This is a genomic window from Maridesulfovibrio sp. (assembly GCF_963678865.1).
Taxonomy (GTDB): Bacteria; Desulfobacterota; Desulfovibrionia; order Desulfovibrionales; family Desulfovibrionaceae; genus Maridesulfovibrio.
In genome coordinates this window covers 1,652,312-1,679,069 of the sequence record NZ_OY787459.1, presented here as the reverse complement: position 1 = coordinate 1,679,069, position 26,758 = coordinate 1,652,312, and the positions used below count along the sequence as shown (strand labels likewise).

29 protein-coding genes, 1 tRNA gene and 1 riboswitch are annotated in these 26,758 nt (G+C 48.2%); of the genes, 8 read left to right on the top strand and 22 right to left on the bottom strand.

Annotated elements, in window-relative coordinates; all coding sequences use genetic code 11:
• Positions 1 to 11: 11 nt before the first annotated feature.
• The 3 genes from ACKU41_RS07855 to obgE all read right to left on the bottom strand — a co-directional run bounded on the left by ACKU41_RS07855 (position 12) and on the right by obgE (position 3,625).
• Positions 12 to 1,166, bottom strand: coding sequence for a hypothetical protein (locus tag ACKU41_RS07855; protein WP_321404942.1), 1,155 nt, complete (start codon positions 1,164 to 1,166; stop codon positions 12 to 14).
• A gap of 292 nt (positions 1,167 to 1,458) precedes the next feature.
• A complete protein-coding gene (proB, locus tag ACKU41_RS07850; RefSeq protein WP_321404941.1) occupies positions 1,459 to 2,601 on the bottom strand; it encodes a glutamate 5-kinase in 1,143 nt (380 codons plus the stop codon).
• On the bottom strand, positions 2,558 to 3,625 hold the full coding sequence (obgE, locus tag ACKU41_RS07845) for a GTPase ObgE (RefSeq protein ID WP_319780842.1): 1,068 nt from the start codon (positions 3,623 to 3,625) through the stop codon (positions 2,558 to 2,560). The genes proB and obgE overlap by 44 nt, the downstream gene beginning before the upstream one ends.
• Positions 3,626 to 3,695: 70 nt before the next feature.
• Between obgE and ACKU41_RS07840 the strand changes: the two genes are divergently transcribed.
• On the top strand, positions 3,696 to 3,899 hold the full coding sequence (locus ACKU41_RS07840; protein ID WP_321404940.1) for a hypothetical protein: 204 nt from the start codon (positions 3,696 to 3,698) through the stop codon (positions 3,897 to 3,899).
• On the opposite strand, the gene rpmA is transcribed toward ACKU41_RS07840, so the two are convergent.
• The 17 genes from rpmA to ACKU41_RS07755 all read right to left on the bottom strand — a co-directional run bounded on the left by rpmA (position 3,896) and on the right by ACKU41_RS07755 (position 19,305).
• Positions 3,896 to 4,165 (bottom strand): 50S ribosomal protein L27, encoded by a 270-nt coding sequence (rpmA, locus tag ACKU41_RS07835; protein ID WP_319780840.1) that lies wholly within the window; start codon positions 4,163 to 4,165, stop codon positions 3,896 to 3,898. The genes ACKU41_RS07840 and rpmA overlap by 4 nt on opposite strands.
• 33 nt (positions 4,166 to 4,198) lie before the next feature.
• Complete coding sequence (gene rplU, locus ACKU41_RS07830) at positions 4,199 to 4,510, bottom strand: 50S ribosomal protein L21 (protein ID WP_319780839.1); 312 nt, start codon at positions 4,508 to 4,510, stop codon at positions 4,199 to 4,201.
• Positions 4,511 to 4,579: 69 nt separating this feature from the next.
• Entirely contained in the window at positions 4,580 to 7,687 is a 3,108-nt protein-coding gene (locus ACKU41_RS07825) for a DUF5714 domain-containing protein (protein ID WP_321404939.1), read from the bottom strand.
• A 74-nt stretch (positions 7,688 to 7,761) separates the two neighbouring features.
• Entirely contained in the window at positions 7,762 to 8,415 is a 654-nt protein-coding gene (locus ACKU41_RS07820; protein ID WP_319780837.1) for a ComF family protein, read from the bottom strand.
• A gap of 102 nt (positions 8,416 to 8,517) precedes the next feature.
• Positions 8,518 to 8,892, bottom strand: coding sequence for a response regulator (locus ACKU41_RS07815; protein ID WP_319780835.1), 375 nt, complete (start codon positions 8,890 to 8,892; stop codon positions 8,518 to 8,520).
• Positions 8,882 to 9,490, bottom strand: coding sequence for a flavodoxin family protein (locus ACKU41_RS07810; protein WP_321404938.1), 609 nt, complete (start codon positions 9,488 to 9,490; stop codon positions 8,882 to 8,884). The genes ACKU41_RS07815 and ACKU41_RS07810 overlap by 11 nt, the downstream gene beginning before the upstream one ends.
• 1 nt (position 9,491) lies before the next feature.
• Positions 9,492 to 9,689, bottom strand: coding sequence for a hypothetical protein (locus tag ACKU41_RS07805; RefSeq protein ID WP_321404936.1), 198 nt, complete (start codon positions 9,687 to 9,689; stop codon positions 9,492 to 9,494).
• A 58-nt stretch (positions 9,690 to 9,747) separates the two neighbouring features.
• Complete coding sequence (locus tag ACKU41_RS07800; RefSeq protein WP_321404935.1) at positions 9,748 to 10,374, bottom strand: MBL fold metallo-hydrolase; 627 nt, start codon at positions 10,372 to 10,374, stop codon at positions 9,748 to 9,750.
• Positions 10,374 to 10,889, bottom strand: coding sequence for a nitroreductase (locus ACKU41_RS07795; protein ID WP_321404934.1), 516 nt, complete (start codon positions 10,887 to 10,889; stop codon positions 10,374 to 10,376). The genes ACKU41_RS07800 and ACKU41_RS07795 overlap by 1 nt, the downstream gene beginning before the upstream one ends.
• A 19-nt stretch (positions 10,890 to 10,908) precedes the next feature.
• On the bottom strand, positions 10,909 to 11,499 hold the full coding sequence (locus ACKU41_RS07790; protein WP_321404932.1) for a hypothetical protein: 591 nt from the start codon (positions 11,497 to 11,499) through the stop codon (positions 10,909 to 10,911).
• 130 nt (positions 11,500 to 11,629) lie between these two features.
• Positions 11,630 to 11,902, bottom strand: a complete 273-nt coding sequence (locus tag ACKU41_RS07785) for a hypothetical protein (protein WP_319780828.1) — start codon at positions 11,900 to 11,902, stop codon at positions 11,630 to 11,632.
• A gap of 277 nt (positions 11,903 to 12,179) precedes the next feature.
• A riboswitch (SAM riboswitch) is annotated at positions 12,180 to 12,280 on the bottom strand.
• A 99-nt stretch (positions 12,281 to 12,379) separates the two neighbouring features.
• On the bottom strand, positions 12,380 to 13,951 hold the full coding sequence (locus ACKU41_RS07780; protein ID WP_319780826.1) for a DHA2 family efflux MFS transporter permease subunit: 1,572 nt from the start codon (positions 13,949 to 13,951) through the stop codon (positions 12,380 to 12,382).
• A 2-nt stretch (positions 13,952 to 13,953) separates the two neighbouring features.
• Entirely contained in the window at positions 13,954 to 15,156 is a 1,203-nt protein-coding gene (locus tag ACKU41_RS07775; RefSeq protein ID WP_321404930.1) for an HlyD family secretion protein, read from the bottom strand.
• 43 nt (positions 15,157 to 15,199) lie between these two features.
• Positions 15,200 to 15,769, bottom strand: coding sequence for a TetR/AcrR family transcriptional regulator (locus ACKU41_RS07770; RefSeq protein WP_321404928.1), 570 nt, complete (start codon positions 15,767 to 15,769; stop codon positions 15,200 to 15,202).
• A 127-nt stretch (positions 15,770 to 15,896) separates the two neighbouring features.
• Entirely contained in the window at positions 15,897 to 17,456 is a 1,560-nt protein-coding gene (locus tag ACKU41_RS07765) for an AAA family ATPase (RefSeq protein ID WP_321404926.1), read from the bottom strand.
• A gap of 11 nt (positions 17,457 to 17,467) precedes the next feature.
• Entirely contained in the window at positions 17,468 to 18,313 is an 846-nt protein-coding gene (locus ACKU41_RS07760) for an ABC transporter permease (RefSeq protein ID WP_321404925.1), read from the bottom strand.
• Positions 18,313 to 19,305: an ABC transporter permease gene (locus tag ACKU41_RS07755; RefSeq protein ID WP_319780822.1), complete on the bottom strand. Its 993-nt coding sequence runs from the start codon at positions 19,303 to 19,305 to the stop codon at positions 18,313 to 18,315. The genes ACKU41_RS07760 and ACKU41_RS07755 overlap by 1 nt, the downstream gene beginning before the upstream one ends.
• A 245-nt stretch (positions 19,306 to 19,550) precedes the next feature.
• Between ACKU41_RS07755 and ACKU41_RS07750 the strand changes: the two genes are divergently transcribed.
• Both ACKU41_RS07750 and ACKU41_RS07745 read left to right on the top strand, forming a co-directional pair.
• Positions 19,551 to 19,626: transfer RNA gene (locus tag ACKU41_RS07750), tRNA-Ala, on the top strand.
• Positions 19,627 to 19,868: 242 nt separating this feature from the next.
• The gene (locus ACKU41_RS07745; RefSeq protein ID WP_321404921.1) at positions 19,869 to 20,795 is read left to right on the top strand and encodes a hypothetical protein; all 927 of its coding nucleotides are present in this window, start codon (positions 19,869 to 19,871) and stop codon (positions 20,793 to 20,795) included.
• A gap of 495 nt (positions 20,796 to 21,290) precedes the next feature.
• Here the strand turns inward: ACKU41_RS07745 and ACKU41_RS07740 are convergent, their stop codons facing one another.
• Complete coding sequence (locus ACKU41_RS07740; protein WP_319780779.1) at positions 21,291 to 22,082, bottom strand: helix-turn-helix domain-containing protein; 792 nt, start codon at positions 22,080 to 22,082, stop codon at positions 21,291 to 21,293.
• 404 nt (positions 22,083 to 22,486) lie between these two features.
• Between ACKU41_RS07740 and ACKU41_RS07735 the strand changes: the two genes are divergently transcribed.
• Both ACKU41_RS07735 and ACKU41_RS07730 read left to right on the top strand, forming a co-directional pair.
• Complete coding sequence (locus tag ACKU41_RS07735) at positions 22,487 to 22,882, top strand: Rid family hydrolase (protein ID WP_321404919.1); 396 nt, start codon at positions 22,487 to 22,489, stop codon at positions 22,880 to 22,882.
• 28 nt (positions 22,883 to 22,910) lie between these two features.
• On the top strand, positions 22,911 to 24,047 hold the full coding sequence (locus ACKU41_RS07730) for a tyramine oxidase subunit B (RefSeq protein ID WP_321404916.1): 1,137 nt from the start codon (positions 22,911 to 22,913) through the stop codon (positions 24,045 to 24,047).
• Between the two features lie 44 nt (positions 24,048 to 24,091).
• On the opposite strand, the gene ACKU41_RS07725 is transcribed toward ACKU41_RS07730, so the two are convergent.
• A complete protein-coding gene (locus ACKU41_RS07725; protein ID WP_319780776.1) occupies positions 24,092 to 24,232 on the bottom strand; it encodes a hypothetical protein in 141 nt (46 codons plus the stop codon).
• A 34-nt stretch (positions 24,233 to 24,266) separates the two neighbouring features.
• On the opposite strand from ACKU41_RS07725, the gene ACKU41_RS07720 reads away from it, so the two are divergent.
• The 3 genes from ACKU41_RS07720 to ACKU41_RS07710 are packed head-to-tail and all read left to right on the top strand — an operon-like array spanning position 24,267 to position 26,686.
• Positions 24,267 to 25,730, top strand: a complete 1,464-nt coding sequence (locus ACKU41_RS07720; protein ID WP_319780775.1) for an APC family permease — start codon at positions 24,267 to 24,269, stop codon at positions 25,728 to 25,730.
• Positions 25,731 to 25,778: 48 nt separating this feature from the next.
• Positions 25,779 to 26,102 (top strand): P-II family nitrogen regulator, encoded by a 324-nt coding sequence (locus ACKU41_RS07715; RefSeq protein WP_319780774.1) that lies wholly within the window; start codon positions 25,779 to 25,781, stop codon positions 26,100 to 26,102.
• Between the two features lie 17 nt (positions 26,103 to 26,119).
• Complete coding sequence (locus ACKU41_RS07710) at positions 26,120 to 26,686, top strand: DUF3156 family protein (RefSeq protein WP_321404913.1); 567 nt, start codon at positions 26,120 to 26,122, stop codon at positions 26,684 to 26,686.
• Positions 26,687 to 26,758: the final 72 nt, after the last annotated feature.

Here is a 26,758-nt window from a genome sequence, read left to right as displayed (position 1 = left end):
TCCTCTTTACACTATCCTTCTTTTCCGGAGTCCATGAAATATTTGTTCCATTCATTTTGCTGAAATGCATATTTGCCGACAACATCACTCCCCTTGATGAAACTGTCTATTGAGTATTCAGGAGGCAAAAGGGCTGATATATTGTTTTTGAGCTGGTTTATACCATTATTGGATATGCCCGGAAGTTCAATCTCAGATCTCACTTCGGACTCAGCCGGCATGTCATTCTCTTTTACCATTTGCGCTGCATACATCAGCTTACTGAATTCTTGGACAAAATCATCCGAACTTTCGCGCATATAGTTTGAGAACGAGTCTGACTTACGGGTGTTGCGATGTTTGAGTCGGTCAATCTGTTCTCTGGTTACTTCGTCTCCTTCTTGCAAGGCGTAAATATCGGCAAGTTCTTTGTCGTCTTCCTTGATGTTTACATCATCGGTGTTGAAAATTTTATTGCGTGAATATTCAGCCGCTGACTGAGTAATGCTGTCCGCAGTTTCAGTATATTTATTCTGACCGGCATTGGTGAATTTACCCTTGGCGTGGGCTACGGCCTTTTCGCGCAGGGGAGTCAGAACGGATTCAAAGTCTTGTTCTGAGAAATCCTCTTTACTCTCCCGGACTCTGCTGATTGCAATCTTGGCGATTTGATGAGCCGTAATGTTTTCAAATTTCTGGTCATCTATCTCAAGATTATATTCAGCATTAGATTTTTGAAGAGAGCTGATGGCATTGTCCATGCCATGCCAGAATTTATCTTCAGCCAGCTTGGCAAGTGATTTCACCCTTTTCATAAGTTTATCAGTATCGCCGCTGAAGAAGCTATCGATATATTTTTCAGCGTTTTTATAATCCTGACCTTCAATGGCTTTTGATAATTTTTTGATATGCTCTTCATATTCAACGGAACTGCGCCCGGCAAGCAGGGAGGCGCCGCGATCAAAAAGTTTAACCAATCCGTCATGAAGAAATCTTGAGGATTCGTTGATATTTTTTTCTATCTGAAATTCGAGCAGGTCCTGATCGTAAAAAGTATTTTCCGAAGGGACATCACTGCTAGCCATGCTTTTTTTCGCAGAAGTGGTGCTTTCTTCCTGAACTTGCTTTGAAAGTTTGAAGGAGGAAATCTGCTGTGAGCTATTTTGCCCGAATGATGAGATACGCATTTTCCATACACCCCTTACTTTGAATGAAATGGTTTTAATATTGATAAAATAATCGGACAGTCTTAACGAAACTTTATATTTATATGATAAAAATCTTCATAAAAATAATTAAGACGTTTTGGGCATAATTATCAGGCAAAAAAAAGGACAGGGTTTTAAGCCTGTCCTAAAAATATATGTAGTAGATTCAATACCCTGCGGCGAATCCGTGATAAGGACTCCAAAGAGGATTATCCCCTTTTGCCGCCGGAGGCGAAATGGGATTAATAAATGGCGCGTAGCGCATCAAATATTACAAAGCAGCATCCAGTAACAGATTGTCGCGGTGAATGGCTTCGGGGTAAGGGCATTTACCGAGAATGGCTTCTATATCGCAGGACTTGCAGCCTATGATTTTTACCATGTCGTTTGAACTGTAGCAGGTCAGGCCCACTGCAAGGGATTTGCCGGATTTGTTGACTACCCGCACCAGTTCCCCGGATTTGAACTTACCGTCTACATCGATTATCCCGGCAGGCAGAAGACTTTTGCCGCCGGAAAGCAACGCTTTCTCTGCTCCCTCGTCAACGATCAGATCGCCTGCTGGATCGCAATGGTAAGCCAGCCAGTATTTGCGTCTGGAAACTGATTTTTCATCCGGGACGATCCAGGTCCCGCACTGTTCTCCGTTGAAAACCCGTTCAATTATCATGCGGTCCTTGCCGGAGAGAATCAGGGTCGGGACACCAAGCTGAGCTGCACGGTTGGCTGCACGCATCTTGGAGAACATGCCTCCTGAGCCGACAGCGGTCTTGCCGTCGCACATGGCGTCGAGGTCGAGGTCATGGATGTTCTCAATGCATGCCAGAGGTTTGGCCTCGGGGTTTTTGTCGGGGTTTTTGTCGAAAACACCGTTGGCGGAAGTGAGGTTAATGAACAGGTCCGCTTCCACCACGTTCAGGATCAGGCTGGCGAGGGTGTCATTATCCCCGAATTCAAGCTCCTGTACGGCAACAGTGTCGTTCTCATTGATGATGGGGATAACCCGCCATTCAAGAAGGCGTGAAAGGGTGTTGCGCGCATTAAGAAATCGGTCGCGGTGCTTGAGGTCGTCACGGGTCAGCAGAACCTGTGAGGTCACAAGCCCGAAACGGCGAAAGGTCTCATCGTACTCATGCATGAGCCGGGACTGACCGATGGCTGAAGCAGCCTGACGCGCAGGCAGGTCATCCAGCTTTGCGCCTGAAGGGATGGAATTACGCCCGGCGGCGACTGCCCCGGAAGATACCAGCACTATATCCACCCCGCGTTCATGCAGGGTGGCCAGCTGATCTGCAAGGCGGCAGATCAGGCCGAGGTTGATGCCCTCAGTCGTGGTCAGTACCGCGCTGCCTATTTTTACGACAATGCGTTTAGCTTCGTGTAACGTCTGAATCCTGTTGTTCGTCCTGTTCATCTGCTTCCTCTTGATTCATGGCTTTGAATCTGTCCCACATGTCATTTAAGAGTTCCTGAACTCCGTCGCTGTGGAGAGCGGATATGAAATAAATTTTCTGGCCTGCTTCCTCGGCTTTGGCCTTGATTGATTCAAGGTCTTCTTCGGAAAGCAGATCGATTTTGTTTATTACTCTAAGCTGGGTTTTGGCTGCCATTTCTTCATCAAAGATGCGCAGTTCTTCGTCAAGCATGTTGAAGCCGTCCAGCGGATCTTCAAGACTCAAATCTTCTGCACTGAGGATGTGGACAAGGAATCTGGTCCTTTCCACATGTTTGAGAAAACGGTGCCCAAGTCCTAGTCCTTCGCTGGCTCCTTCAATCAGGCCGGGAATGTCGGCGATGACCAGCTTGTTACCCATGTTGTCATCCACCACCCCGAGGTTGGGCACGAGTGTAGTGAAGGGATAAGCTGCGATTTTGGGTTTCGCAGCTGAAATTTTGGAAATGAAAGTCGATTTTCCGGCATTGGGCAGACCCAGCAAACCGACATCTGCAATGATCTTGAGCTGCAGACGGATGCGTTTTTCTTCGCCGGGAAAACCTTCCTCTGCCTGACGCGGAGTCTGGTTGGTGGAGGATTTGAAATGAATGTTTCCTCGTCCGCCGTCACCACCTTTACAGACAGTAACTTTAAGGCCTTCTTTGGTAAGGTCGGCGATGAGCTTTTCGCTGCCGTCTTCCCGGTTCACTTCATATACAAGTGTGCCCAGAGGGAGATCAATAATTAAGTCATCAGCGCCTTTTCCGTATTTATCACGGCCTTGTCCCTGTTCACCGTTTTTGGCTTCGTAAACCCTTTTGAGTCTGAAGTCATAAAGGGTCAGCAGATTGGAGCTGCCGCGCAAAATAAGGTCTCCGCCCTTGCCGCCGTCACCGCCGCTGGGGCCTCCTTTGGGAATGAATCTTTCCCTGCGGAATGCCACGCAGCCATTGCCGCCTTTGCCGGAACGTACCGTAATTGTTGCTTCATCTATAAATTTCATAATGTTAACTGATGCGCTACGCGCTTTTATAGGTGATTTCGCCTCCAGCGGCCAAAGGAGCTAAAGCCCTTTGGAATCCCTGATAGGGAAACTTTTGGTGCGTTACAGCGGCGAAGCGTTAATAAAATTTTTTGGTTTCTTAAACTCTTTTGCAAAAGGGTTTAAGGCCTCCGGCAGTATCCCGGAAGAGGTCGAAGGTAAAAACACGAAAAGGCAGGGGACGCATAAAGTAATGCGACCCCTGCCTGAAAAAGTGCTTTCGCCTGATGTCTAGGCTTCTGCAGGAACGATGTGTACTCTGGTTTTTACGCGGTTCTTGCGGATGTATTTTTCGTACTCCACAACACCGTCAACCAGTGCAAACAGGGTCCAGTCTTTACCGGTGCCTACGTTTTTACCTGCGTGGACTTTGCTACCAACCTGGCGAACAAGAATGTTGCCAGCCAGTACTTCCTGACCACCAAAACGTTTTACACCACGTCTTTGGGCATTACTATCGCGACCGTTTTTCGAGCTACCGCCCGCTTTCTTATGAGCCATTATTAGCCTCCTTAGTAGGTTCTTTCGTCAAGCTTAAGCCTGAATGGCTTCCACTTTGATTCTGGTGTAGTCCTGACGATGACCCTGTTTGGTCTGAGAGTCTTTCCTGCGTCTTTTCTTGAAAACAACGATCTTTTTATCACGACCGTGTTCAACAACGCTGCAGGAAACCTTCGCACCTTCAACATAAGGAGCGCCGATTTTAACGTCTTCGCCCTGACCGATAAGAAGAATTTTATCCAGATCGACTTTTGTGCCTGCTTCAGCGTCCATTTTCTGGACATTGAGTTCCAGACCTTCTTCAACGCGGAACTGCTTGCCGCCAGTCTCAATTATTGCATACATTTTTTACTTACCTCCGTCACGTAAGAGAGGGGAAGATATTCGTATCTAGGTAGAAAAGTCAAGTAGCTTTTAAACTTTTTTTTCAGAATTTGCTATCGACCCCAGGAGTTGAATCACAGGAGGTTGACTGCCCTTGCGGTTTCTTATTACCGGGCAATTGCGTCCCATGCATTCTTTATTTGTTTTCATCTGATCGCATATCATATGCGCATCCGCTTTAAGACGCAAGTCCAGAACTTTTTCAGATACCTGTGCCGCAGCTTTAAGTGCCAGCCAGCAATCGCGCTGACAGCAGCGGGCTGCCTCAATCTCCGCAATAAGTTTCAGGGCCGCGAGAGTTCCTTTCTGGGCAATGGAGCGTTCAGACGCTGTTAACGGGGTTGCTTCCAGAATGGCACTCATGGCTGTGCCTACGCCGATGGCTGCTCCGCAGACTCCCATGAATCCGCAGAAACCTCCGGCGACTTTTGCGCCGCGTGATACTGCCGTATCAATGACCTTTTCGTCAATAGCTCCGCCGCAGTTTCTGTAGGCAGCCGCGATCACCCCCGGAACGAGAGCATGGTGTTCCGGGCCGTGCATGGGAATTGCGGGATGACTTCGCGCTTTTATGAGCAGCTCGATCATGTCCGTTTCTGTGCTGGACTTGAGCAGATGGGGTAGCACCTGCATGCCATCTTCGCTGTGGCATTTGTCACAGACAAAATGACCTTTCTCACAGTGTCCGTTGGCCTCGTATTTTTCACCGCAGAAAGCGCAGGTCATTTCCCGGTACTCAGTCAGGTATTCCAGCTTTGCACCGCAGACCATGCATCCCTCCATGCTTTTCAACGAAAAAGTTGTGTGGGCATGGGACTGGGGAAGTGCCTGCTCCGCATTATCAAACGAGTCCGGCGTAGGGCAGCAGCATGATTCTCCAATGAAAATATTCTCCACTGCACCTTCATTATTTATAATGAATATCTGTTCTCCGAGTGCCTCGGCTTCATGTGCCGGAAGTTCGGCCACTGTTCCGGGGGTGAGCATGGTTCCGCCGGGGGTGATGGCAGTCTTAAGCGGGCCGCGGTAGACGGTTTTAACCTTTTCCGTTGTCATGGGCTTGCGGGCGGAAAAGGTCAGTGAATAGAATTGGTGTCCACCAACAGTGCGGTATGGAAATCGTTTAACCATGGTCAGGGATTCAAAACCGGACTCCTCTAGCAGGCCGCATAGATTTTTCTGGGTTTGCGCCCCGGCGATGCATTCCCCGTGCAGGGTGTCATCATTGCGGATTTCAGGTCCCGGTTCGGTTTCGCAGACCACATCTGATATGGTCAGCCTGCCGCCGGGTTTGAGTACCCGGAACATCTCGGCAAAAGTGCTCCGTTTGTCTGTAGAAAGGTTGAGAACGCAGTTTGAAAGAAGCAGGTCTGCGCAGTCGTTTTCAAGCGGCAGGGTTTCAAGGTACCCCTTGCGGAAATCCATGTTATCGTAGCCGAGTTTTTCGGCAACAGCGGCCTGTCCCTCCCGGGCATGGGCAAGCATGGGATCAAGCATGTCGATCCCGGTTACTTTCCCTTTCGGTCCCACCTGTCCGGCGGCGATAAAACATTCAATACCCCGTCCGCTGCCGAGATCAACAACGTGTTCGCCTTCTGATATCCCGGCATCCATGACCGGGGAGCCGCAGCCGTATCCCCTGAATCGGTATTGTTCCGGAATATGGGCCATGAGTTCCGGCTCGTAACAGGCCGGGTTGAGGATATCTTCTTTGGCGGTATCCGCAGCTTCGGTGTAGAAATCTTTAACCACGGCAAGGCTGTTATTTCCCGCAACGGCCAACAGACAGTTGGTGTGGGTCAGGGCAACCGCACCATGACCGGAACAGCGGTCCAGTTTGTCGCCCATTTTGAGCAGCAGGCGTGGACTGTCGTGCTTCCGTGATTGGGAGGCTTTGCGGGAAATAAGTTCAAGGGCCAGATTTTCATAGAGAGAGCTGTACGGATCATCTCCGGTGAAGCTTTCTTTGTACATGTAGCTATGGTCGGTGTCTCCGCCGCCGAGCAAAAATTTAAAGGGTGTTTTAAGATTTTTACCACTGCTTTTACGAAGAGAGGAAAGGATGGTGCTTTGTTTCCATGACTGCTCTAAGTCGTTATTAATACAAGTAGATAACTTATCTATTCCAACTGTTGCAGCGGATGGATATAGATGTTCATCAGGTCCGACGGCGAGAGATTCCCACCCGGCAGTTGATCCGTCATGTATGGTCCCGCAGGGAGCGAAGACCATGCTTTTGACCGCTTCGACATTGTCGACGGTTACCCCGGTGCGTTCACCGGTTTTCCATGCTTCCAGCAGGTGCGGGTAAATTTTTTCCGGTTTGACAAATTGTTTTGATTCACCGCGTCCACGCACAAAGTACCACATGAAATGGACGTTGGAAGCTCCGGTTCTGGCAGCAAATTCCACTACATCCTTCATCTCTTTCACATTGGATTTGGTAACGCACATGGATAGGGTGAAGGGAATGCCGGTAGCGGAAAGCCAGTTTAATGATTTTTCAAGGGCCGTGAACATTCCCTTGCCGCGCAGCATGTCGTGGGTTTTGCCGATGCCGTCTACGCTGATCTGCAAGTGCAGGCGGCTGAAGTCGTAGCGGTGTTGTGAGAAGAATTTTACCACAGCCAGCCCGTTGGTCAGTACTGCAACATGGCTGGATTCAATTTCAAGCATGCGGGTCAGGATTTTATCCAGACCCTTGTGGACCAGCGGCTCTCCTCCGGTAAGGGCGAACATTTTGCAGCCCAGCTTTTCCGCCTGCCCAGTCAGTTCTAATACCTTTGCGGTCGGCAGTTCCCGTTTGGCCTGGGGAGAGGATGAGAACAGGCAGTGGCTGCAGGACATATTGCAGTTGTCTGTAATATGAAACCAGAGTTCGCGCAGGGAGTCTGTTTTCAGCAGTTCATATCTTCCGGGGTAGACAGTTTCGGATGCATCTGGCAGGCGCAGGAGAAAACGTTCATCTTCAATGGATAATTTCAGTGGGGTAGAAGTTTTGCCTGAATTTTCCAGCATGCTGCTCAGCAGTTTGTCCCCTGCCGGGGTAGGAACAAACCAGTCCGGGGATTCCGGTCTTATGTAAACAGGTGTTTTGTCATGGGTAATGCGGGTCCATTCAGAGATGTTAAAGGACAATTCAGGTCTCCTTGGAAGAAAATATGTATCTGGAAAATTTTAAACAAAGAATCAAATTTACCTATAAGTGCTGTTTAGATCAAGGCTCGCGAAAGGGTCAGCACTTCAATCCGTTCAGCTCCGTATTCAAGCAGGGTGCGGGCACATTCATCTGCAGTGGAGCCTGTGGTATACACATCGTCCGTCAGCAGGATGTGCCTGCCAGCCACAAGTGTGGAGTCAGCTACAAACGCAGTGTGCAGGTTTGTACGGCGCTCGGCACCGCTGAGCTGTGTTTGGGGGGTAGTTTTGCGTGTACGGAGCAGGGCTTTGTCCGAAAGTTCCGCTCCGGTGGCAGCGGCAGCTCCCTGTGCCAGTATGAGAGATTGGTTGAAACCGCGTTCATGCAGTCTGGACGGATGCAGAGGTACGGGAACAATCAGGTCCGGGCGGTCCTGCTCCGCTATATCCATGCACCGTTCGGCAATTAATTGCCGGAAAAGTGCATTGTATCCGTACTGGTTATTGAATTTCCAGCCGATGATCATTTCCCGCAGCAGTCCTTCATGCAAACCGTAAAAGTAAAGCCTGCTGAAGTTGCGGTGCTCGGTTCGGCAGGTGATGCATGGGCGTTCGTCAGCATCCGTTGAATCAAGCTCTTCGCCGCAGACCTTACATACGTTTATAGGTTTCGCTGCTATTTGATCCTGACACGTTTTGCATAATCCACTGCCGGTATGGATATGCATGCAGGCAGGACAGCGGCATTCATGAAAAGCCTTTTTCAGGCTTTCAAATGCAGCAATAGGTGATAAAAATTTTATGAATTGAGAAAGCATCGCCTATGGAGGTTAGTGGAATTTTTTCACCAGCCTGAATACGTCTTCCTGAAGTATGGGCTTAAGCATGAATGTGCTGTATCCGGATTCCAGGCAGCTTTGCAGGAGGTCCGGGTCATCACCGGTGGTCATGGCAATGATCGGGATTTTTATGCCTTTTTTGCGGATTCCGGCAACAACGTCGCGACCATCCATTTCCGGCATATGAACATCCATAAAGGCCATGTCATAGTGGTCCCTGCTAAGCATGTCCATTGCTTCCTGTCCGTCTTCTGCAAATTGCGGAGCAATGCCAAGCTTGCCGAGATAGGTTTTCAGTACCAGTCGTACAGGCGGTGAATCTTCGGCTACCAATATGCTCAATTTTGAAATATCTTCAGCGGTCATTGTTTATCATCCTATGCCATGCCTGTTTCCCTGCTCTGCTGATGGTGGCGCATTTTTCAATCTGTTTATGCAGGTCATGCGGTTCGTCTATGCCCCGGAAGGTGAGGGCCGGCTGGAGTTCAGCCTTGAAGAACCGCAGAAAGAATTTAAGGGAAAGTTCAGCGCCTTCAAACAGCTTATCGCCTTTAGGCCGACCGGCAACAAGGCAGGCATATGCCGGGCGTGCGGGAAGGTCCGTAATTATGCCGGATTTTCCTGTTGAGGCTTCGAAAGCCCATTGGCCCCGGTCAATGAAAGTTTTCAGCCGGGAGGGAAGATGGTAGAAGTATATGGGAGCAGAGAAGAAAGAGAAAGGGGCGAATATAATTTTTTTATATAATTCCTGCGCGCCATCCTTTTCGGCAAAGATGCAGAGATTGTTTTCAGCTGTACGGCATTTAAGGCAGCCGATACAGTGTCTGAAATCCATATCGCCCAGGGTAATGATTTCCGCATCACCTCCGGCAGAATGAATACCTTTCAGGAACAGGTCCGCGGCAAGATCGCTGTTCCCTTTGCGGTGATGGCTGCATTTAAAAATTACCGGTAGCTGATTCATTTTAGTCGCTTTTTTTGCCCCGTGGAACTTTGCAGTGGAAGACCGCGCGTACATGGTCTTCCTCTTCAAAGATTTCAAGATCCCATTCGGGCAGGATTTCCAGCTGATGGCGCAACTGGTCTTCCGTACCTTTGTCCACAAGGGCGGTTATTTTATCGGTCCGCGCAAAACGGAGGTACCAACCTACCTCCAGTCCCACGCCTCAGCACTTGTTACGGACATCGACAATCTTCTGTTCACTCATAACGTATCTCCGATTAGATCTGGACCCCGCTGAAATACGGATTGTGGTTCATCTCATCGCCTACAGAGGTGGACGGACCGTGTCCGGCAAAGAGTTCGGTTTCAGCCGGGAGGGTGAATATTTTTTCCTTTACTGCAGTGAGCAGGTCTTCTGTATTTCCGTATGGAAAGTCGGTCCTGCCGATGGAACGGCGGAAAATAAGGTCACCCACAAAGGCGGCATTAAGGGCCGGAAAGTGGAAGGTCAGACTGCCCGGAGTGTGACCGGGGGTGGAATAAATTTTACAATCCAACCCGATCAGTTCAGTTTCACCTTCACCGATATGTTCGGAATCAAAATGGGGAACTTCCGGGTAGCCCATCAAGCCGCCGCGTCCGACCTGTGTGTCCATAAGGACAAGGTCGTCATTGGAGGCGTAAATCTGTTTCCCGGTGGCGTCTGCCAATGCGCGGTTACCGAGAATGTGATCGAAATGCAGGTGGGTGTTCAGGATGCGTTCCACTTCCACTCCGCTCTTTTTCAGATAGGAAAGAATCGGGTTAGGGTCCCCGCCCGGATCAATTACGAGCGCTTTGTTTTCATTAACAATGACAAAACAATTGGTCTCCAGTGGACCGAGGGGAAAAATCTTGATTTCCATTAAAAATCCTCCAGCATATATTCTGAGAGTTCGTTTCTTTTCGAGCTGCCTTTCTGGTCCGGGTGACCAAGGGCAAGTATAACTTGCAGTTCGTATTGCTCTGCAGGCAGTCTGAGTACATCCAGCACCTGATCCTGCTGGTTGATGATTTCACCGAGCCAGACTGTTCCCAGCCCGAGGGAATGGGCAGCGAGCATCATGTTCTGGGTGCAGGCACCAGCCCCTTGATGATCTTTCATCTCACTGTATACGGTCCGCCTGTCCAGAAAAATACAGATCAGGACCTTGGCTGCCTTTACTATGTGCCCGTACTTTGTACATTCCGCAAGCTGGCTGGCACGTGCATCGTCCTCATGGATAACAAGAAAACGGTAGGGCTGGTTGTTCAGTCCGCTGGGCGCCCAGCGTCCGGCTTCCAGAATGGCGGTCAGGTCATCGCGGGAAACAGGGGCATCAGTGAATTTTCTGATGGAGCGCCGCTCACGCAACGCATCAAGTACGGGGTTGCTTTTCATAAAAATATGCTCCGTTTGATTAAAAAGGCACGCCTCGGAAGATATTGATTTTGTTGATGGCCCGGTCAAATTCTTTGGGATTAAGCTCATTGTTGAGGTCATGGTCATAATCCTTGAAGTTTGCTTTCAACTGGATGGCTTCGGCTTCCTGCTCATCAATTTTGCCGTCTTTGTTGGTGTCGGCTTTTTCAAAGGAAGGGATGGGCTGCCTTATTTCATACTTATCAATTATGGCACATTTGATATGCCGACCGTCTGTGTCGGGAGTTACATCTATGAAAGTGCCGGGATCCACATAAAGCTTGGTGCAGGTATCGCCTGAATAAAGGTCTTTGCCGTTCTTGTCTTCAAGGGCCAGTTTGATTTTGGCCTTGCCGCCTTTTTTGTCAAAGCAGTCTTTATTATAAAGGGAGTTGCAGGTGCAGTCAGCGATTGTCTTCGGCTTGATTCGGCCGAATTTAAAGTCGTTGGATTTGCCCCAGACCCGGATAATGGCGTCTGTATGGTTAATAACTGTGAAAAGTTTTTCTTCCGCAGTTGCGGATGTAGCAGTCATTGCCAGCAGGACGGCAAGCAGGATTCCGGTTTTCAATATGTTTGTGATGCTCATGTGGTTTCCCCCGATTATGATGTTGAACTTATTTAAGCGTTAGAGCCGTTAATTGCAAGGTCATAAGAAAAGCCCTCCGGGAATTAACTCAGAGGGCTTGGCGAAACATTTGGCAGGCTTGTCAATCTGCTTAGACCAGCTTACCGAAAGAAAGGATAATATTCTTACGGAAGGTACGGTTTTTCCATACGGATTCAGCACCGTCTTCTTCTATTTCACGGGAGAGAATCTTGCGCAGTTCTTCTTTCTGGGTAGTTCCCAGATGCAGTTCACTGATATCACCCAGCAGGGTAAGAGGATCACTGTAGTCAGCGGGGAAAGGATCACTCTCGTTGTCCCTGCAGAAGAAGCATATTGTTCCGGAATGGAAATTGCCGGTGGCTTTTTTTACGATGTCGGTCATTGGTTTGTCTCCGTGTTTGCGTCCTGCTTCCAAAAGAATGCCCTGAAGCAGTTAACGCCTGATGTCTTACCCAGCATTTTTTGTGCCGGGCAAAACGTTCCTCATCCGGGCATTTTAGCGGCATCTGTTTTTTAGGTGGGAGCGCAAGTATCCATAAATCCTCCCACCGGATTCCCGGTTGGCGCCGCCAATAAAAAATATCAGCAGTCCGGGGTTCCGAAAACGAAAAAGGCATTCCCAATCGGAAATGCCTTTAAGAAATTCAATATCTTAATCCTTCTCATGGATCCCGAAACGGGGAAGGCATTGGCACCTTGCTGAAAAGCAGGTTGCCGGATGGTCAACGGGCCGATTTCCCTCGCATCCTCTTCATGAGTATTTTTTCGATTCAAAGAACGTGCGCTCAATTTATTCTTGCGAACGTTATGCGTCAAGCGTTTTTTTGTTGAAGGGGTAAAAATGTGATTCGTATTTTTTTTAACGTCCTTTTTTGCTCAAAGTTATGATGGTTGATTTTTTAGGCATAAGCAGGATCAGAGGGACCAGAAGTAAAAACAAGCAACCGAAAATGAATGATATATCGTTGTATGCAAGCATTTTGGCCTGCTTGATAACAATCTGGTTTAATAGTCCGAGAGTATATTTGGATGCAGCAACTGAGTTGACTCCGAGTTCATGGAGCAGTCGTGTTGTCTCTGTCAGGAAGCTTTGGGATTCGTTTCTGCCTTCACTTATATTTTCCATTAAAAATGAAGTGTGAATTTGAATTTTTCTGTCCAAAAGAACTGCGACCAAAGCATAGCCTATGTTTCCCCCGATACGCCTACCGAGAGTGTAGATACTCGAAGCATCTGTTATGTGCGCTTTTCCTATTGTACATAGTGAGACGGCACTCAGGGGGATGAACATGAAAGGCATACCGATCCCCATAATCAGCAGGGGTATGATCATGTCTCCCATTCCTGCCTGTGTATTCAACTGCATAAGTTCGTAATAGGAATAGAGGATAATTATTATCCCTGAAAAAACCAACGTCTTGGGGCCGATTTTCTGGTAGAGCATACCCGCAACGGGCATGAACAGCATCAGGGTTATAGCCCTTGGAGCAAGAGCCAGACCGGACTCAAAGGCCGGGTATCCCAGCAGTTGTTGCGTGAACTGAGGCAGGACAAAGGTTGTTCCGAAAAGCGAAACTCCGAAGATCAATCCCATAAGGGTACCGATGGTCAGGTTTTTGTCTTTGAGAATGCGCAGGTTGACGACAGGATCTTTGCAACGCAATTCCCAGAAAATCATGGTCAAAAAGGATAGGACCGTTGCAATTGTAGCGCCGGTAATGAATTCGGAGTCGAACCATTGTTCTTCCTGTCCCCGTTCAAGGACAATTTGCATTCCGGTCAGGAATACTGTCAGCAATCCTATACCGAGCCAGTCAATGGTCTGAACACCGCGGCGCAGGTAAGGCGGATCATGGACAAATTTGGCAGTTAAAAATATTGTCAGCATACAGACTGGAATATTAATGTAAAAGATCCAGGGCCAACCCCACTGGTCGGTCAGTATACCACCTAAAATAGGTCCCATGGCCGGTGCCAGCACAACTCCCATTCCATATATGGACATGGCCATTCCCTGCTCTTCCAGCGGGAAGGTCTCACGCAGGATTGCCTGAGAGATGGGTATCAATGCTCCTCCGCCGATCCCTTGAATGATTCGGTAGAATATCATTTGTTCAAAGCTGGTCGCAATTCCGCAGAAAATAGACCCGAGAGTAAACAGGAGCATTGAAAGCAGGTAGAAGTTTCTGCGGCCCAAAAGAGAACTCCACCACCCGGCCATGGTAACCATGATGATTTCTGCAATGCTGTAGCTCGTGGCTACCCATGTAATGGATGAAACACTGGCTCCGAAGCTACCCATCATGTGCGACATGGATACATTGACCACGCTGGTGTCCATTACCGCAATAAAGGCTCCCAGCATTACAGTAATGGCGATCGTCCAGCGTTCAGCCGGAGATGTTTCTTCCGGAGATTTAAATCTGGACAATTCTATTCCCGTCCTTCTGCAGAGGCCATCTGCTGGGGCAGATCATCACCGGAAGAAATATCTACACTGGGGATCACCGACATACCGGGAGAAATCCTGTAGTTCTGTTCAGAGTTGTCGAAAACGATTTTGACCGGGACACGTTGCACAACCTTGATAAAGTTGCCTGCGGCATTTTCCGGAGGCAGAAGGGTGAATCTTGAACCCGTTCCGCGCTGGATTGAATCCACCTTTCCGCTGAATTCAATTCCGGGAAAAGAGTCGATATCAATATCTACGTGTTGTCCTTCACGCATGGCGTGGATTTGTGTTTCCTTGAAATTTGCGACAATCCAGACTTCAGGGCTGACGATATTGAGCAGTTTTTGTCCCGCCATAACATAGTTACCGGATTCAACTGTCTTTTTGGTCACGTATCCGGAGCAGGGGGCTTTAATGCGGGTATAAGACAAGTCCAGTCGAGCCTGACGGACCTGAGCCTCGGCCTCCCTTAGTTTTGCTTTACGCATTTCCGTTTGGGCAAAGGCCTGGTGAAGTTTACTCGCTGCTGCTTCAATTCCGGCTCTGGCTTCCAGAATTTTGGCATTCTGGGTATGAATATTTGATTTTGCAGATCTCAGGTTTGCCTGTGACATCTTTTCCTGAGCTTTTGCGTGGTCAAATTCCTGAATACTGACAGCTCCAGCTTCAGCAATACGCCGAATACGGCTCAGGTCATTTGCATCACGGAAATGGCCTGCCTCGGCTTCACTGACCTGAGCCTTGACCCTTGAGAGTCCGGCAGTCTGGGATGACAGTTCTGCCTGTTTCTGGGCCAATTCCTTACGGGCAGCCACAACAAGAGCCTCAGCTTCTTTTACCGTCGCATTCGCAGAAGCCATGCGTGCCTCGGCAATTTCAAGTGCAACCTGATAGTTGCGGCGGTCAATTTCTGCAAGCATCTGTCCTTTTTCAACTCGTTGGTTGTCGGCAATAAATACCTTTGAGACATGACCGGGAACCCTAGGGCTTATTGATACTACATGGGCTTCAATAAAAGCATCGTCCGTGGATTCATGATTTATTGCATGCACATAGAAAGGGTATGCCAGCACAGTACCAAGAATAAGCAGGGATATGCAGGCTAAAATAGTTATTTTGATTTTTTTTGCCGGAAGTTTGTTTTTCTTTTGATCCTGCGGATCCTGAATAGAATTTTTACTCATGATTTTAAGCTGATGAATATGGCTTTCTTGCCGTATTGAGGTTTTAACGGTCAGGTTTGAGGGCCTTCAGGACAAAATTGCAGGCGTGAGTGCAGAATTGTTCATGGTCCAAACCTTCGGGAGGGAAAATGGATATGGAGCGGATGAAACTCGGGATGTATTGGGAAGTGAATCTGGGGTTGGTATCTTCAAACTCCCCTTTTTCTACACCTTCCTCAATAACACCTTGAATCAAGCCCCAGAGCTCCGTTCTTTTGTCCTGCCATTCTCCGCTCTCAGGGAAATGCATAACTCTACTCAGCAGGTGTGCATTTGTTGCCTTCATAAACATGAATATAGACATTTCCCTGATAATATTTTCCATTTTTTGGGTGGGTGAAAGGTCTGGCTGATCCGTATACATTTTCAGAGTATCAACCAGAATGGAGAATCCTCTGAAGAGCACTGCGAAGTACAGATCGTCTTTGCTTTTGAAGTAAAGATAGAGCGTTCCTTTACCTACGCGTGCGGCATGAGCCACATCACTGAGCAGAACTTTGTGAAAAGCCTTATTGGCGAACATTTCTGCAGCAGTATCCAGAATGCGGGCTTCCTTATCAGAATATTCTTTCATGTTTGATGCCTGAACCTTTTTTTAAAACTTAATTCCAGAGTTCATTCAGAACTGACTGGTCAGTTTTGTAGTTAGTTGATTTAAAACCGGGTAAAAAAAGAGTCAAAGAGTGACTCCGGGTTCTGGGTTATTCTTTGCCTGCCATCCGTGCCAATTCGGTCTTGACTTCGGCATTGTTTAACTGCCGACAGGTCGTGAAAGTCTCTTTATTAACCACTCCCTTATGAATCAGAAAATGGCGTTCGGCGAGTGCAGCCAGTTGCGGCCAGTGAGTGATGACGATCAACTGCTGACGGGCAGCAAGATCCTGCATCTTTTCTCCTACCCGGTTCAAAGTATGACCGCCGATACCGGAATCTACTTCGTCGAATATCAAGGTCGGTTTTTCCGATTCACCTTGCAGGCCGGTGATTGCCAGCAGAAAGCGGGAGAGTTCACCGCCGGAAGCGATTTTGTCCAGCGGCTGGGCAGCCTGACCGGGGTTGGGAATCCACATCAACCTGCCGCGCATTTCATTCAGGCCCGGATAAAGTTCATGGGGCTGAAATTCAAATTTGACCTGTACATGCTCGGAAAAACCGAGGCCTTTAAGGTCGTCAACAACGCGGTCAGTGAGCTTTTTGGCCGCAATTTTGCGTGCTGCGGCCAATTTGTCGAGAGCTGTAGAAAGTTGCTCTACAAGTTCTTTTTCTTTCTTTTCAATCTGGGCCAGTTCAAGTGCACAGGAATCAAGAAAATCGAGATTTTCCTGAATTTCGTTTTTCAGGTCCACAATCTGATCAAGGGTGCGTCCAAGTTTGCGTTTGAGTTTGGATAGCTCGTAAAGTCGTGATTCTATGTCATCAATAGATTCTTCGGAATCAAAATCAAGGGGTTGGGCGCGTAGTTTTCCAGCCAGTTCGTCAAGGAAATGTTTAAATTCAATGACTGTTTCCCGGTCCGGATCGTATTCAGGGAAAAGTTCACAGATGCGCTCCATTTCTGAACCCAGAGCGGAAACTCCGCCGGAAACGTCAAGCGGTCCGCGCATAATATCCATAGCGTTCTGAATGCATTTCCCGGCATCTTCCTGCGCACGCAAGGTGTTTTTCTTTTCCAGCAGTTCGTCTTCTTCTCCGGGATACGGGGCGACTTTTTCTATTTCAGTACGCTGAAACTCTAGGAAGTCTTTTTTTTCAAGCAGGGAGGCAGAGCGTTCCTTAAGTCCTTGCTTTTGGGTCAGCAGGGCGCGCAGAGAGGTCAGTATTTCATCTTTTTTTCCGGGTAGGGATAGATCTTCCAAAAAAGTATCGAGCATCCGGCATTGGTAAGCTGGCTGAAGCAGCTTCTGCTGGGCGTGCTGGCTGGTATGCAGGATCATGGATGAGCCCATGTCGCGGATGGTATTTTGTGAACTTAGTTTGTCGTTCACATAGACCCGGCTGCGGCCTGTCTCGGCTGAGAGAACCCGGCGTACAATGGATTCAGACCCGTCCTGATGGATGAACAGAGCTTCTACAAAAGCCTGTTCTTTGCCGGGGCGGACCATGTCCGCTCGCATTTTTTGCCCGGTCAGGAAGTCGATGGCCCGCAGGATGAAGGATTTACCCGCTCCGGTTTCACCGGTGAGAACATTCATGCCTGCTGAGAATTCAATTTCAGCATCTTCAATAAGGGCAAGGTCGCGTATTCTAAGCAGTTCCAGCATTAATTTTACCGTTATTGTTTGAGTCTCGGGTCGAGAATGTCGCGCAGGGCTTCACCGAGCAGGTTGTAGCCGAGTACGGTCAGCAGGATGGCCATGCCGGGGAAGACGGACAGCCACGGGGCTATCTCCAGCACTTCCTTGCCGTCCATGAGCAGGTTTCCCCATGACGGATCCGGGGGTTGTACCCCGAGGCCGAGAAAGCTGAGTGAGGATTCCACAAGAATCGCTCCGGCAACGCCCAGTGTAGCTGATACCAGCACCGGGGTGATGGCGTTGGGTAGGATGTGGGTCAGCATGATGCGTATCGGCCCGGCCCCGGCAAGCCTTGAAGCCTGTACGAAATCCCGTTTGCGCAGGGACAGGGTTTCGGCCCGGACCAGCCTTGCCACGCCCATCCAAGAGGTAAAGCCAATGACAATCATTATATTGGTCAGGCCCGGTTCAAGGAAGGCGATAACTGCAAGGATTAGAAAGAACGAAGGAAAGCAGAGCATGACATCAACCCCGCGCATGATGATTTCATCAACCAATCCTCCGAAATATCCGGCGGCAAGACCCAGTGCCAGACCGATAGCCGTCGAAATTCCCACAGCCACAAAGCCGACCCACAGGGAGACTCTTCCGCCGTAAAGCATGCGGGCGAACACATCGCGCCCAAGGGCATCGGTACCGAAAAAGTGCGTTGCACTAGGGCTCTGCAGTAAGTGATCCACGTTCAGTGCATTAGGGTCATACGGTGTCAGCAGGGGAGCGAAAACTGCCGCCAATGAAACGCTGCCTACCAGAAAAAGACCGAGATAGAGCAGGCCGTATTTTTGCAGTTTGGAAGGTGGGGTGAGTGGTTTTTTGTTACCCATCAGTCTCTCCCTCCAGCACGGATACGAGGGTCTGCCAGTCCATAGGCGATGTCTGCCAGCAGGTTGCCGGCCAAAGTAAGCATGGCACCCAGCACAAGCGATCCCATGATTAATGAATAGTCGCGGGCCATTACCGCTCCATAAAAAAGTTGCCCCAGTCCGGGCAGGGCAAAGATGGATTCAATGATTACGCTTCCTCCGATCAGACCGGGTATGGACAGGCCGAGAATGGTGATCACCGGGAGCAGGCCGTTGCGTAGGGCATGCTTGAAAAGCACCTTGTGCATGGGCAAACCTTTGGCTTTGGCAGTAGTAATGTAATCCTGCCGCAGCACCTCCAGCATTGAGGAGCGCATGAAGCGAGACATGCCCGCTAAACTGCCGAAGGTATAAATAAAAATTGGTAAAGCCAGATGTCGGGCCAGATCTACTATTTTACCCCATGGTGACAGCAATTGGTAATCAAGGGAGGTCAGCCCTGATATGGGAAAAATAGGATAGTGGATGCCCAGCCAGAGCATAAGTAGCAAAGCCAGCCAGAAGCCCGGCACCGCGAATCCGATAAAGACCAGTACTGTCATTCCGCGGTCAAACCAGCCGTCCTGTTTCCATGCAGAGTACATTCCTATAGGCACAGCGATTATCAACGTGAGGAATAATGAGGCCATGTTCATACCGAAGGTCAAGGGTAGTCTCTCCTTGATGCGGTCCCATACAGGGCGTCTGTCGCCGGACATGGACAACCCGAAATCGAATTTAGCCAAACGGGTGACCCAATTAATATATTGTTCGTGTATCGGCTTATCCAAGCCGTAAAGTTTTTCAAGTTTTAGGCGGGTTTCAACGGTCGCCGTGGGGTTCAAGGTGGTTTCCATATCAGTAGGTGATCCGGGAGCAAGGTGGATGACCCAGAAGCTGATCACGGTAATGCCGATAAAGACTACGGAAACCCATGCGAATTTGGAGAGAATTTTAAAAGCAATGTCCAGCATGGTACCTCATTTAAAATAGCAGTTTAGAGAAAGTTGAATTGCAGGCAGGATACTGCAAGTCAACTCCTGAATCAATAGTTGATGTTTATGAAAAATAAACTTTGTTGTGTTTTGTTTACGGAGCTGACCGAAGTGTATCTTAACTGAAGCACGCAGGCAGGGAAATCTATTTATTTTAAAATAATTGCAAAAGAGTGTTGACAGTTGGAGGCGGTTCTTATAAACACAACTTCACCCAACGCAGTGGGGCTGTAGCTCAGTTGGGAGAGCGCTTGAATGGCATTCAAGAGGCCGTGGGTTCAATTCCCTCCAGCTCCACCATTAAAATTTCCAAGAAAAAGCCTAGTTATCAGATTTGATAGCTAGGCTTTTTTCGTTGTTGGTGAACCTGCCTGTCAACCGGCTGTCAACATTTGCTGGGGGGAGCTGGGGGGGGAGCTGGGGGGGGGAGCGTCGACAATGGGGCTGGCCTTTATATATAGCTATTTAGCCTATTCGGTACTATGCCTACAGTGGGTAGGGTATCCGGTTAAATTAAAATTAATTTTTGGGCTGACTATGCAATGAAAAATAAAATTTTACAAAATTTGGGCGACCAACCTTGGTGCTTGAAAAGTATTTCAAATAGTTTTCTGGCTTCCTATTCCTCTACAAAATCTGTAATTAGAGACTTGCAAGGTTTCAAGGTATTAGAAGCTATATATGATCTCAAAAAGACTCACGCATTATTAAAAAGTTGTGTGGATGATCTCATGATTGAGATCGGTAAATTTGAGCAAACAGAATATACTCCAACTTGGAATGATGTCGGTACTGATTTTGAAAAAATTAGATTCAATGTTAGCAAGGCGGTTTTTTCGACTGCAAGTTCAGCATCTGCACTTAGAGATCTTCAAAATGTTATAAAAGATAAATATGCAGACAAAGATGAGTTCAATGCGAGTTTGCTTGAAGTTTTAGATGGCTCACATATTTCTGATTTTGTTTTTAGTTTGCGTAACTATTCTGTTCATAGATGTTTTTTGCTTGCAGATTGGCAGTATAAGTATGATTTCGAAGGCGGTCCAAATATACGTAATTTTCTTTTAAAGAAAGATAGATTGTTGCAATTTAAAAAGTGGAATGCTGGGGCCCGAACTTTTATCAATCGTTGTGAAGAAGTGGATGTAAAAACCATATTTCAAGAATATATTGATAAAGTGAATATTTTTAATGATTGGGTTGTTGATCACCTGCAATCTAAATGGTGCTCAGAAATTGATGAATATGCTCGTTATGAAAAAATGATTTTTTGTGTGGATTTTGTCTGTGCCCAAAATCTTTCTCGTCAAATAAATAGAGCACGAATACCTGCACCTTTTACAGAAGAAGAAATCGAGCTAATGACAAAGCATAAATTTGTGCATGAGAATGCTTTAGCTGCTTTAAATGTTATTGAAAATATTCATGGGTATGATATTCTTGAAATTGTGTTTAAAACAAAAATTTAGCTGTCCTTTAAGCCGCTTAAAAAGGGACGCCGCCACTGACGCCCCTTATCCTCAATCAATCTATTTCAACCTAACTCGCTACCCCAAGCTTCGGCAGCAACTCCACAGCATGCCCCTCGTCACGGGGTGTAACATGTCCGTTCCGGCAATTCGTAACCAGCGGTACGGGTGTTTAATTCCTCTTGTGTGTTTCCTATAAAAATCAAGTTTCACATTGTGTTATCGCATTAGGAGGCTTTCTTTGTGTGGGGCGAAAAGTGGTTGCGTGCGCAAAATTCATTTCAGGTGACGGTTTGGAAAACTTGGGATGCGTACATTTGGGTAATGTGTGGGGAAACTATTTTGGCTGATATGTAAGATTCTGGAATGATTGGGGTCGGTGCCCACTATAAAGGTGTTTCAGAATACTGAAACTGAAGATTCTTTTGCTGGCATTCTACGAAATTTTTAGTCAGGTCATAGCGATCCAATCTAGAAGTAATATTTCTTTCTGTGTTACTGCACACTTGTCCCTAAGGCCTGCGCAGGGGTGCAAAGTGAGAACTCACGGAACTCATTGATGAAATGAGCCTGATCATAATATCCGCTGTCTTGTGCAAGGCTGGCGTACGATAGTTGCTCCTGTCCCCACAGCAGACCTAGGCATCGCTGAAAACGGACGATGCGAGAATACAGTTTCGGCGAAATTCCAACAGCCCTTGAAAATTGGCCGCTTATGTGACGAGTCGAGTAGCCGGTATCCTCCGCCAAATCGCCGACTTTTATATCTCCGTGAGACTTGTTGATCTTATCAATCAGGTAGGGGATCAATGTGGACACGCCAGAATTTTCCCGAATCCGTTTTGCATAATACTGTTCAAAGAAACAGATACGTTCTTTGAACGAGGTTGCATTGCTGATCCGTTCTACTAACTCATCCGCTCTGTCACAAACATTTTCAAGGAGAACTTCCTGGTCGGTAAATAGATTGAGAGGACACTGTAACAACGCATCTGCCGTTCCAGGAAAGAATCTAATTCCGAAATACTCTACTCCCAGTTCAAATTTGACCTGTCGCCCCTTCTTGACGGAGCCGCACACTTGCGCTCTGGGGTGATTGCCCGAACATTGAATGATGATGTCTATTGTCCCATCCGGAACAGCTGTGATGGCGTTATCTGCATTCAGATTCACAAAACTATAATATTGGGCCACCCCTCTGTCGCACATAGACAATTGGGATACATAGCCTGCCGTCGATAGTTGAAAAAAGGGTTGCTCCGGCATGTAGGTTTTTTCCGTAATCACAATTTACCTCCAGTCGTACCGAAGTATGCAACAACAACGCCAAAGAAAATCACCATCCCCCCTCCAGCCCATGTCCAGACGTAACAGGCCAGAGTAACAGCTGATTTACTCTTATGGCTTTTTGTTCCCACTTTTTATCACGTAGGCATTTTTTTACAAAAATGTTGTTTTATGTCTAATCCGTGCTTCATTTTTGTAATATGATATCAATTTTGTGAAATGTGAATATGTTGTCTTGGTGAAAAAATATCTACTAAGTATCTGTAATTTAATATTAAAATTTGATATTTGGCTCTGTGTGTGATGTGGCCTGCTTTAACATTGTTCCGTTTTTTCCAATATGTCTGTGTGCTTTTTGTTGATGAATGAATGGACAGTTTAGCACTGCAAAAGGAGAAAGCATTATGCAGCGTATTAATTATTCGTCAGGAGCACCTCTAGAAGATATCGCCGGATACTCTCGAATGGTGAAGGTCGGGGATCATGTCTACATCGGCGGCACTACTGCAGTAATGCCGGACGGGACTGTCGCCGGTGAAAGCGCTGGGGAGCAGGCAGCATACATATTCACTAAATTTATCGATCTGTTGCAGCAGGCCGGAGCCTCTGCCTCAGATGTGATCAAAGTAAAAGCTTATGTCACGGACATGGCTCTCGCTAAGGAAGTAGCCGCAGCTTACAGTGAACGTTTTAAGGACATAAGGCCGTTATTCACAATGGTTGAAACTCCCAAGCTTAATCGTCCGACCCAGTTTGTGGAAATTGAACTTGAAGCTCATATCGGGTGTGAACTCGGCTAACTTTTTTAGACATTAAGGAGATAAGACTATGGCAAACCCTAAAATTGATTTTTTATATCTGAACGAAAACGACATGATCGAAGCTGGTGTAACCGACATGTTGGGTTGCGTAAATGCTATGGAAGAGATGTTCCGGCTGCTCAAAATGGGCGACTTTCGTATGGGGGGAGCAGGTAACAACTCTCATGGCATCATGATGGTATTTCCTGAAGAATCACCCTTTCCCAATATGCCGGTAGACGGTCCCGATCGCAGATTCATGGCTATGCCTGCATATCTCGGCGGCCAGTTCGATATGGTGGGCATGAAGTGGTACGGTTCCAACTCCCAAAACAAGCAAAAAGAGCTGCCGCGCTCCATCCTGATGTTGACCTTGAATGACAAGGATACCGGCGCTCCTATGGCTCATATGTCCGCCAATATCCTTAGTGCCTACCGCACGGGGGCGATACCCGGCGTCGGTGCCCGGTATTACTCGCGTGAAGAGTCCAGGACCGTGGGCATAGTCGGTCCCGGAGTCATGAGTAGGACCGCATTTGATTCCTTTATGACCGTGCGCCCCGGTATCAAGCGCGTGCAGATCAAAGGCAGGGGCAAGAAATCAATGCAGAGCTTCATTGATTATGTGAAGGGCAAATATCCCACCGTCAGCGAAATAGTTATCGCTGATGATATTGAAGGTGCAGCAAAGGATGCGGATATCCTCTTTCTGGGGACATCGTCTCCTACTGGAGATATTAATGAGTATCCCTATGTAAAGGAAGAGTGGATCAAGCCCGGTGCATTTGTCTGCTGCCCGGCTGCTGCGCGATTTGATGACGATTTTATCCTCAACAGGGCGCGTAACGTGGCTGATTATGTCCCCCTGTACGAGGCATGGGCTGAAGAAATGCCGTATCCTGCCTACCATACCATCCCCATCCCGGCTGTGCACTGCATGGATCTTATGGCCGATGGACGGCTGGCTAAGGATCAGCTTGAAGATCTCAGCGATGTGCTTACCGGAAAACTTCCTGCCCGTAAAAATGAAGATGAAATCATTGTTTATTCGGTGGGAGGACTTCCCGTGGAAGACGTGGCCTGGGGTACCATCGTGTATCGAAATGCTTTGGAAAAGGGCATCGGTACAACCCTGAATCTTTGGGATGAACCCTATCTAGCCTAATGACAATTCAATACATGGGACATCCTGTCTTGGGAGCAACTCCATCATCCAGCCCAGTCTGTCGAGGAAAGACAGGTAGTAGATACGGTGCAACGGTCCGTAATTCGGCAGGGATTAACCATTGCTGCAATGCGGCACAGCGGATGAAGCGCATGGCGCGGTTCAGCCAGAGATGAATTTGTCATAATCAGGTAACCACGTACACCTATGGAGTTTAATATGAAAACGGAACTTCGAAAGACCCTCGGTTTTTTTTCCTGCTTTTCCGTAGCGGTGGGGCTGGTAGTCGCTTCCAGCACACTGGTATCACTAGGCCAAGGTATGGGCCTGGCCGGCGGAGGTTTTGTTATTGCCATGGCTGCAGCATGGATTCTGCAACTCTTTTCAGCTCAAAGTTATGCGGAACTTGCTTGTATGATGCCTCATGCCGGGGGACTCCGTTCTTATACAAAAGTCGCCTTGGGAAGTTTGCCGGCTATGGCTGCGGTCATCCTCGCATATATTATTCCCAATCTGTTCGCAGCACCGGCGGAGTTGGCTGTAGCTGGGTCCGTTATCACGGAGACCTTTACGCCCGGCATTCCCCCTGTTCTATGGGGGGGGCTGCTTCTGGCCGTCCTGACCATTACAAATGTCATCGGTGTGGATATTTTTGCCAAGCTTCAAATTATCTTCACAATGACCATGATGATATCCATGGCTCTGCTCGGAATCATAGGCCTTACCGGTATAGGTACGCTACCTGCCCCGGTTATGCCCGATCAGCCCTTCAATCCCATGGGCATGGGAGTTTTCGGTCTGACAGCTCTGGCTATCTGGCTGTATATCGGTATTGAATTTGTCACCCCCATGGCTCAAGAAGCCAAACAGCCGGAAAAGAACATCCCAAAAGCTATGATCTACGGCTTGCTGGCTATCTTCTTTGTCAACCTGGTCTATGGATACGCCTCACTCAAGTTTGTTCCGGCTGAACAGCTGACAACCTCCAATCACCCCCATGTCGATATGGCACTGGCTATGCTTGGCAGGCCAGGAATGATCTGGATCTCCGTCGTTTCAATCTTCGCCAGCGCAAGCACCATCAATACGGTCATCGGCGTGGTTCCCCGCATGCTCTACGGCATGGCTGTCAGCCGTGAACTTCCTAGAGTCTTTCGGCTTATCCATCCCCGTTTTCAAACGCCATGGGTCGGCATCCTCTTCATGGCTGGGGCCATGAGTGTCACTTATTTCGGTGGCATCCATGAAGCCCCGAACCTTATCGTTTATATTCTTGCGGCCTGTTGTTCCTGGCTCTTCTCCTATGTGATCGCGCATATTGATGTCCTCATCCTCCGTCGGCGTTATCCGAGCCAGAGGCGACCATACAAAACACCGTTCTATCCGATTCCTCAAATTATCGGATCTCTAGGCATGGTCTATGCCATTATCAACATCGCACCAGTTCCGGAAATGGAAAGTATAATCTTCCGTCTGGTCGGCGTCATGATAGCCTGCACACTCGTCTACGTCATTTTCTGGCTCCGGTTTGTTATCAAGGAGCCCATGTTCCGGCCCATGGATATTCAAGAAGCTCAGGAGGAGTGGGGGCTGGTGGAAAAAGAACTCTATAAAAACGGCATTCCGGCCACCTTTGTAATCGCTCCGGGTAGCGGATCGACCTCTAGCGCAACCACTATTTAAGCCGTCGTCGCCTCAGATGACAAATAAATATAACCCAAAGGAGATACCATGTATCTTATTCAGTCCATTATTCGCCCAGAAAAGATTACTGAAGTTACTGATGCTCTCGCCGAAATAGGCGTGTACGGCATGACTAAATTCCCCGTTATCGGACGTGGGAACCAGAGCGGTCTCAAAGTCGGTGACATGATTTATAAGGATATTCCTAAAGAAATGATTCAAACCTTCGTGGATGACGATCAGAAAGCAGCTGCTGTTAGAACCATCATGGAGGCGGCTAGAACAGGGGACGGCAACCATGGCGATGGTAGAGTGTTCGTACTTCAGGTAGCCGAAGCATATACCATTCGCTCAGGCGACCAGAACATCTAGGACAAGCAGGAGATACTATGTTCCGATCAAGACAGAAACGTGTCAACGCAGCCAATGCAGCCATTCTTCAGACTTCACGCCTTTTTTCCCCACTATGGGGAGATGCGGAGTTGACCGAAAGCGGGGATGTACGGTTCTCGGACCTTCCGGGCACACTGCAGGGGCTGACCGCGATTCAGACCTGGCAGCGCCAGCTTTTGGGAGGAACAATGTCCGTTAATCTTTGTCTGGAGCGGGAAATCCAATTGACAGGATCTTGTTCACTGCGTTTCAGGAGTGGGCGGTTCGGATGCAAAGGCAACTGTCAGATAGGTCAACATTTGATAGACCGGTTGCATGCCGACACCATTCTCATGGCAACGCTCCGGGACTTGGATCTGGGAGGGCTTACCATTACGCTCACCGGTGGAAAGGTAACTGTCATGCTCACCCCCTATGGGGGAGGGCTGGCCTTTCTGGGCATGCCGCCCCTTCAGTATCCGGTTGCTTTTCCCAGAGATCAGATAAAAACAACAGCTCGAGCCCTTGAGCGAATTGAGCGGATAATCAGCAGCCACAGCGCAGGCAAAAACGTTACCCACTAGTGAAACAAAGACTCAGGCACGGTGTTCGGGAGAGTTTTCTCCACCTACATCCATTAACTCTCTATCTTTTTA

Bases quoted from the DNA above. Each gene is read 5' to 3' on its own strand.
- ACKU41_RS07810 (WP_321404938.1), bottom strand. From the start codon at position 9,490: ATGAATCAGCTACCGGTAATTTTTAAATGCAGCCATCACCGCAAAGGG.
- proB (WP_321404941.1), bottom strand. From the start codon at position 2,601: ATGAACAGGACGAACAACAGGATTCAGACGTTACACGAAGCTAAACGC.
- ACKU41_RS07815 (WP_319780835.1), bottom strand. From the start codon at position 8,892: ATGACCGCTGAAGATATTTCAAAATTGAGCATATTGGTAGCCGAAGAT.
- ACKU41_RS07725 (WP_319780776.1), bottom strand. From the start codon at position 24,232: ATGACAAATTCATCTCTGGCTGAACCGCGCCATGCGCTTCATCCGCTG.
- ACKU41_RS07760 (WP_321404925.1), bottom strand. From the start codon at position 18,313: ATGGGTAACAAAAAACCACTCACCCCACCTTCCAAACTGCAAAAATAC.
- ACKU41_RS07820 (WP_319780837.1), bottom strand. From the start codon at position 8,415: ATGCATATCCATACCGGCAGTGGATTATGCAAAACGTGTCAGGATCAA.
- rpmA (WP_319780840.1), bottom strand. From the start codon at position 4,165: ATGGCTCATAAGAAAGCGGGCGGTAGCTCGAAAAACGGTCGCGATAGT.
- ACKU41_RS07735 (WP_321404919.1), top strand. From the start codon at position 22,487: ATGCAGCGTATTAATTATTCGTCAGGAGCACCTCTAGAAGATATCGCC.
- rplU (WP_319780839.1), bottom strand. From the start codon at position 4,510: ATGTATGCAATAATTGAGACTGGCGGCAAGCAGTTCCGCGTTGAAGAA.
- ACKU41_RS07730 (WP_321404916.1), top strand. From the start codon at position 22,911: ATGGCAAACCCTAAAATTGATTTTTTATATCTGAACGAAAACGACATG.
- ACKU41_RS07755 (WP_319780822.1), bottom strand. From the start codon at position 19,305: ATGCTGGACATTGCTTTTAAAATTCTCTCCAAATTCGCATGGGTTTCC.
- ACKU41_RS07710 (WP_321404913.1), top strand. From the start codon at position 26,120: ATGTTCCGATCAAGACAGAAACGTGTCAACGCAGCCAATGCAGCCATT.
- ACKU41_RS07855 (WP_321404942.1), bottom strand. From the start codon at position 1,166: ATGCGTATCTCATCATTCGGGCAAAATAGCTCACAGCAGATTTCCTCC.
- ACKU41_RS07720 (WP_319780775.1), top strand. From the start codon at position 24,267: ATGAAAACGGAACTTCGAAAGACCCTCGGTTTTTTTTCCTGCTTTTCC.
- ACKU41_RS07745 (WP_321404921.1), top strand. From the start codon at position 19,869: ATGAAAAATAAAATTTTACAAAATTTGGGCGACCAACCTTGGTGCTTG.
- obgE (WP_319780842.1), bottom strand. From the start codon at position 3,625: ATGAAATTTATAGATGAAGCAACAATTACGGTACGTTCCGGCAAAGGC.
- ACKU41_RS07775 (WP_321404930.1), bottom strand. From the start codon at position 15,156: ATGAGTAAAAATTCTATTCAGGATCCGCAGGATCAAAAGAAAAACAAA.
- ACKU41_RS07785 (WP_319780828.1), bottom strand. From the start codon at position 11,902: ATGACCGACATCGTAAAAAAAGCCACCGGCAATTTCCATTCCGGAACA.
- ACKU41_RS07795 (WP_321404934.1), bottom strand. From the start codon at position 10,889: ATGAAAAGCAACCCCGTACTTGATGCGTTGCGTGAGCGGCGCTCCATC.
- ACKU41_RS07790 (WP_321404932.1), bottom strand. From the start codon at position 11,499: ATGAGCATCACAAACATATTGAAAACCGGAATCCTGCTTGCCGTCCTG.
- ACKU41_RS07765 (WP_321404926.1), bottom strand. From the start codon at position 17,456: ATGCTGGAACTGCTTAGAATACGCGACCTTGCCCTTATTGAAGATGCT.
- ACKU41_RS07800 (WP_321404935.1), bottom strand. From the start codon at position 10,374: ATGGAAATCAAGATTTTTCCCCTCGGTCCACTGGAGACCAATTGTTTT.
- ACKU41_RS07770 (WP_321404928.1), bottom strand. From the start codon at position 15,769: ATGAAAGAATATTCTGATAAGGAAGCCCGCATTCTGGATACTGCTGCA.
- ACKU41_RS07715 (WP_319780774.1), top strand. From the start codon at position 25,779: ATGTATCTTATTCAGTCCATTATTCGCCCAGAAAAGATTACTGAAGTT.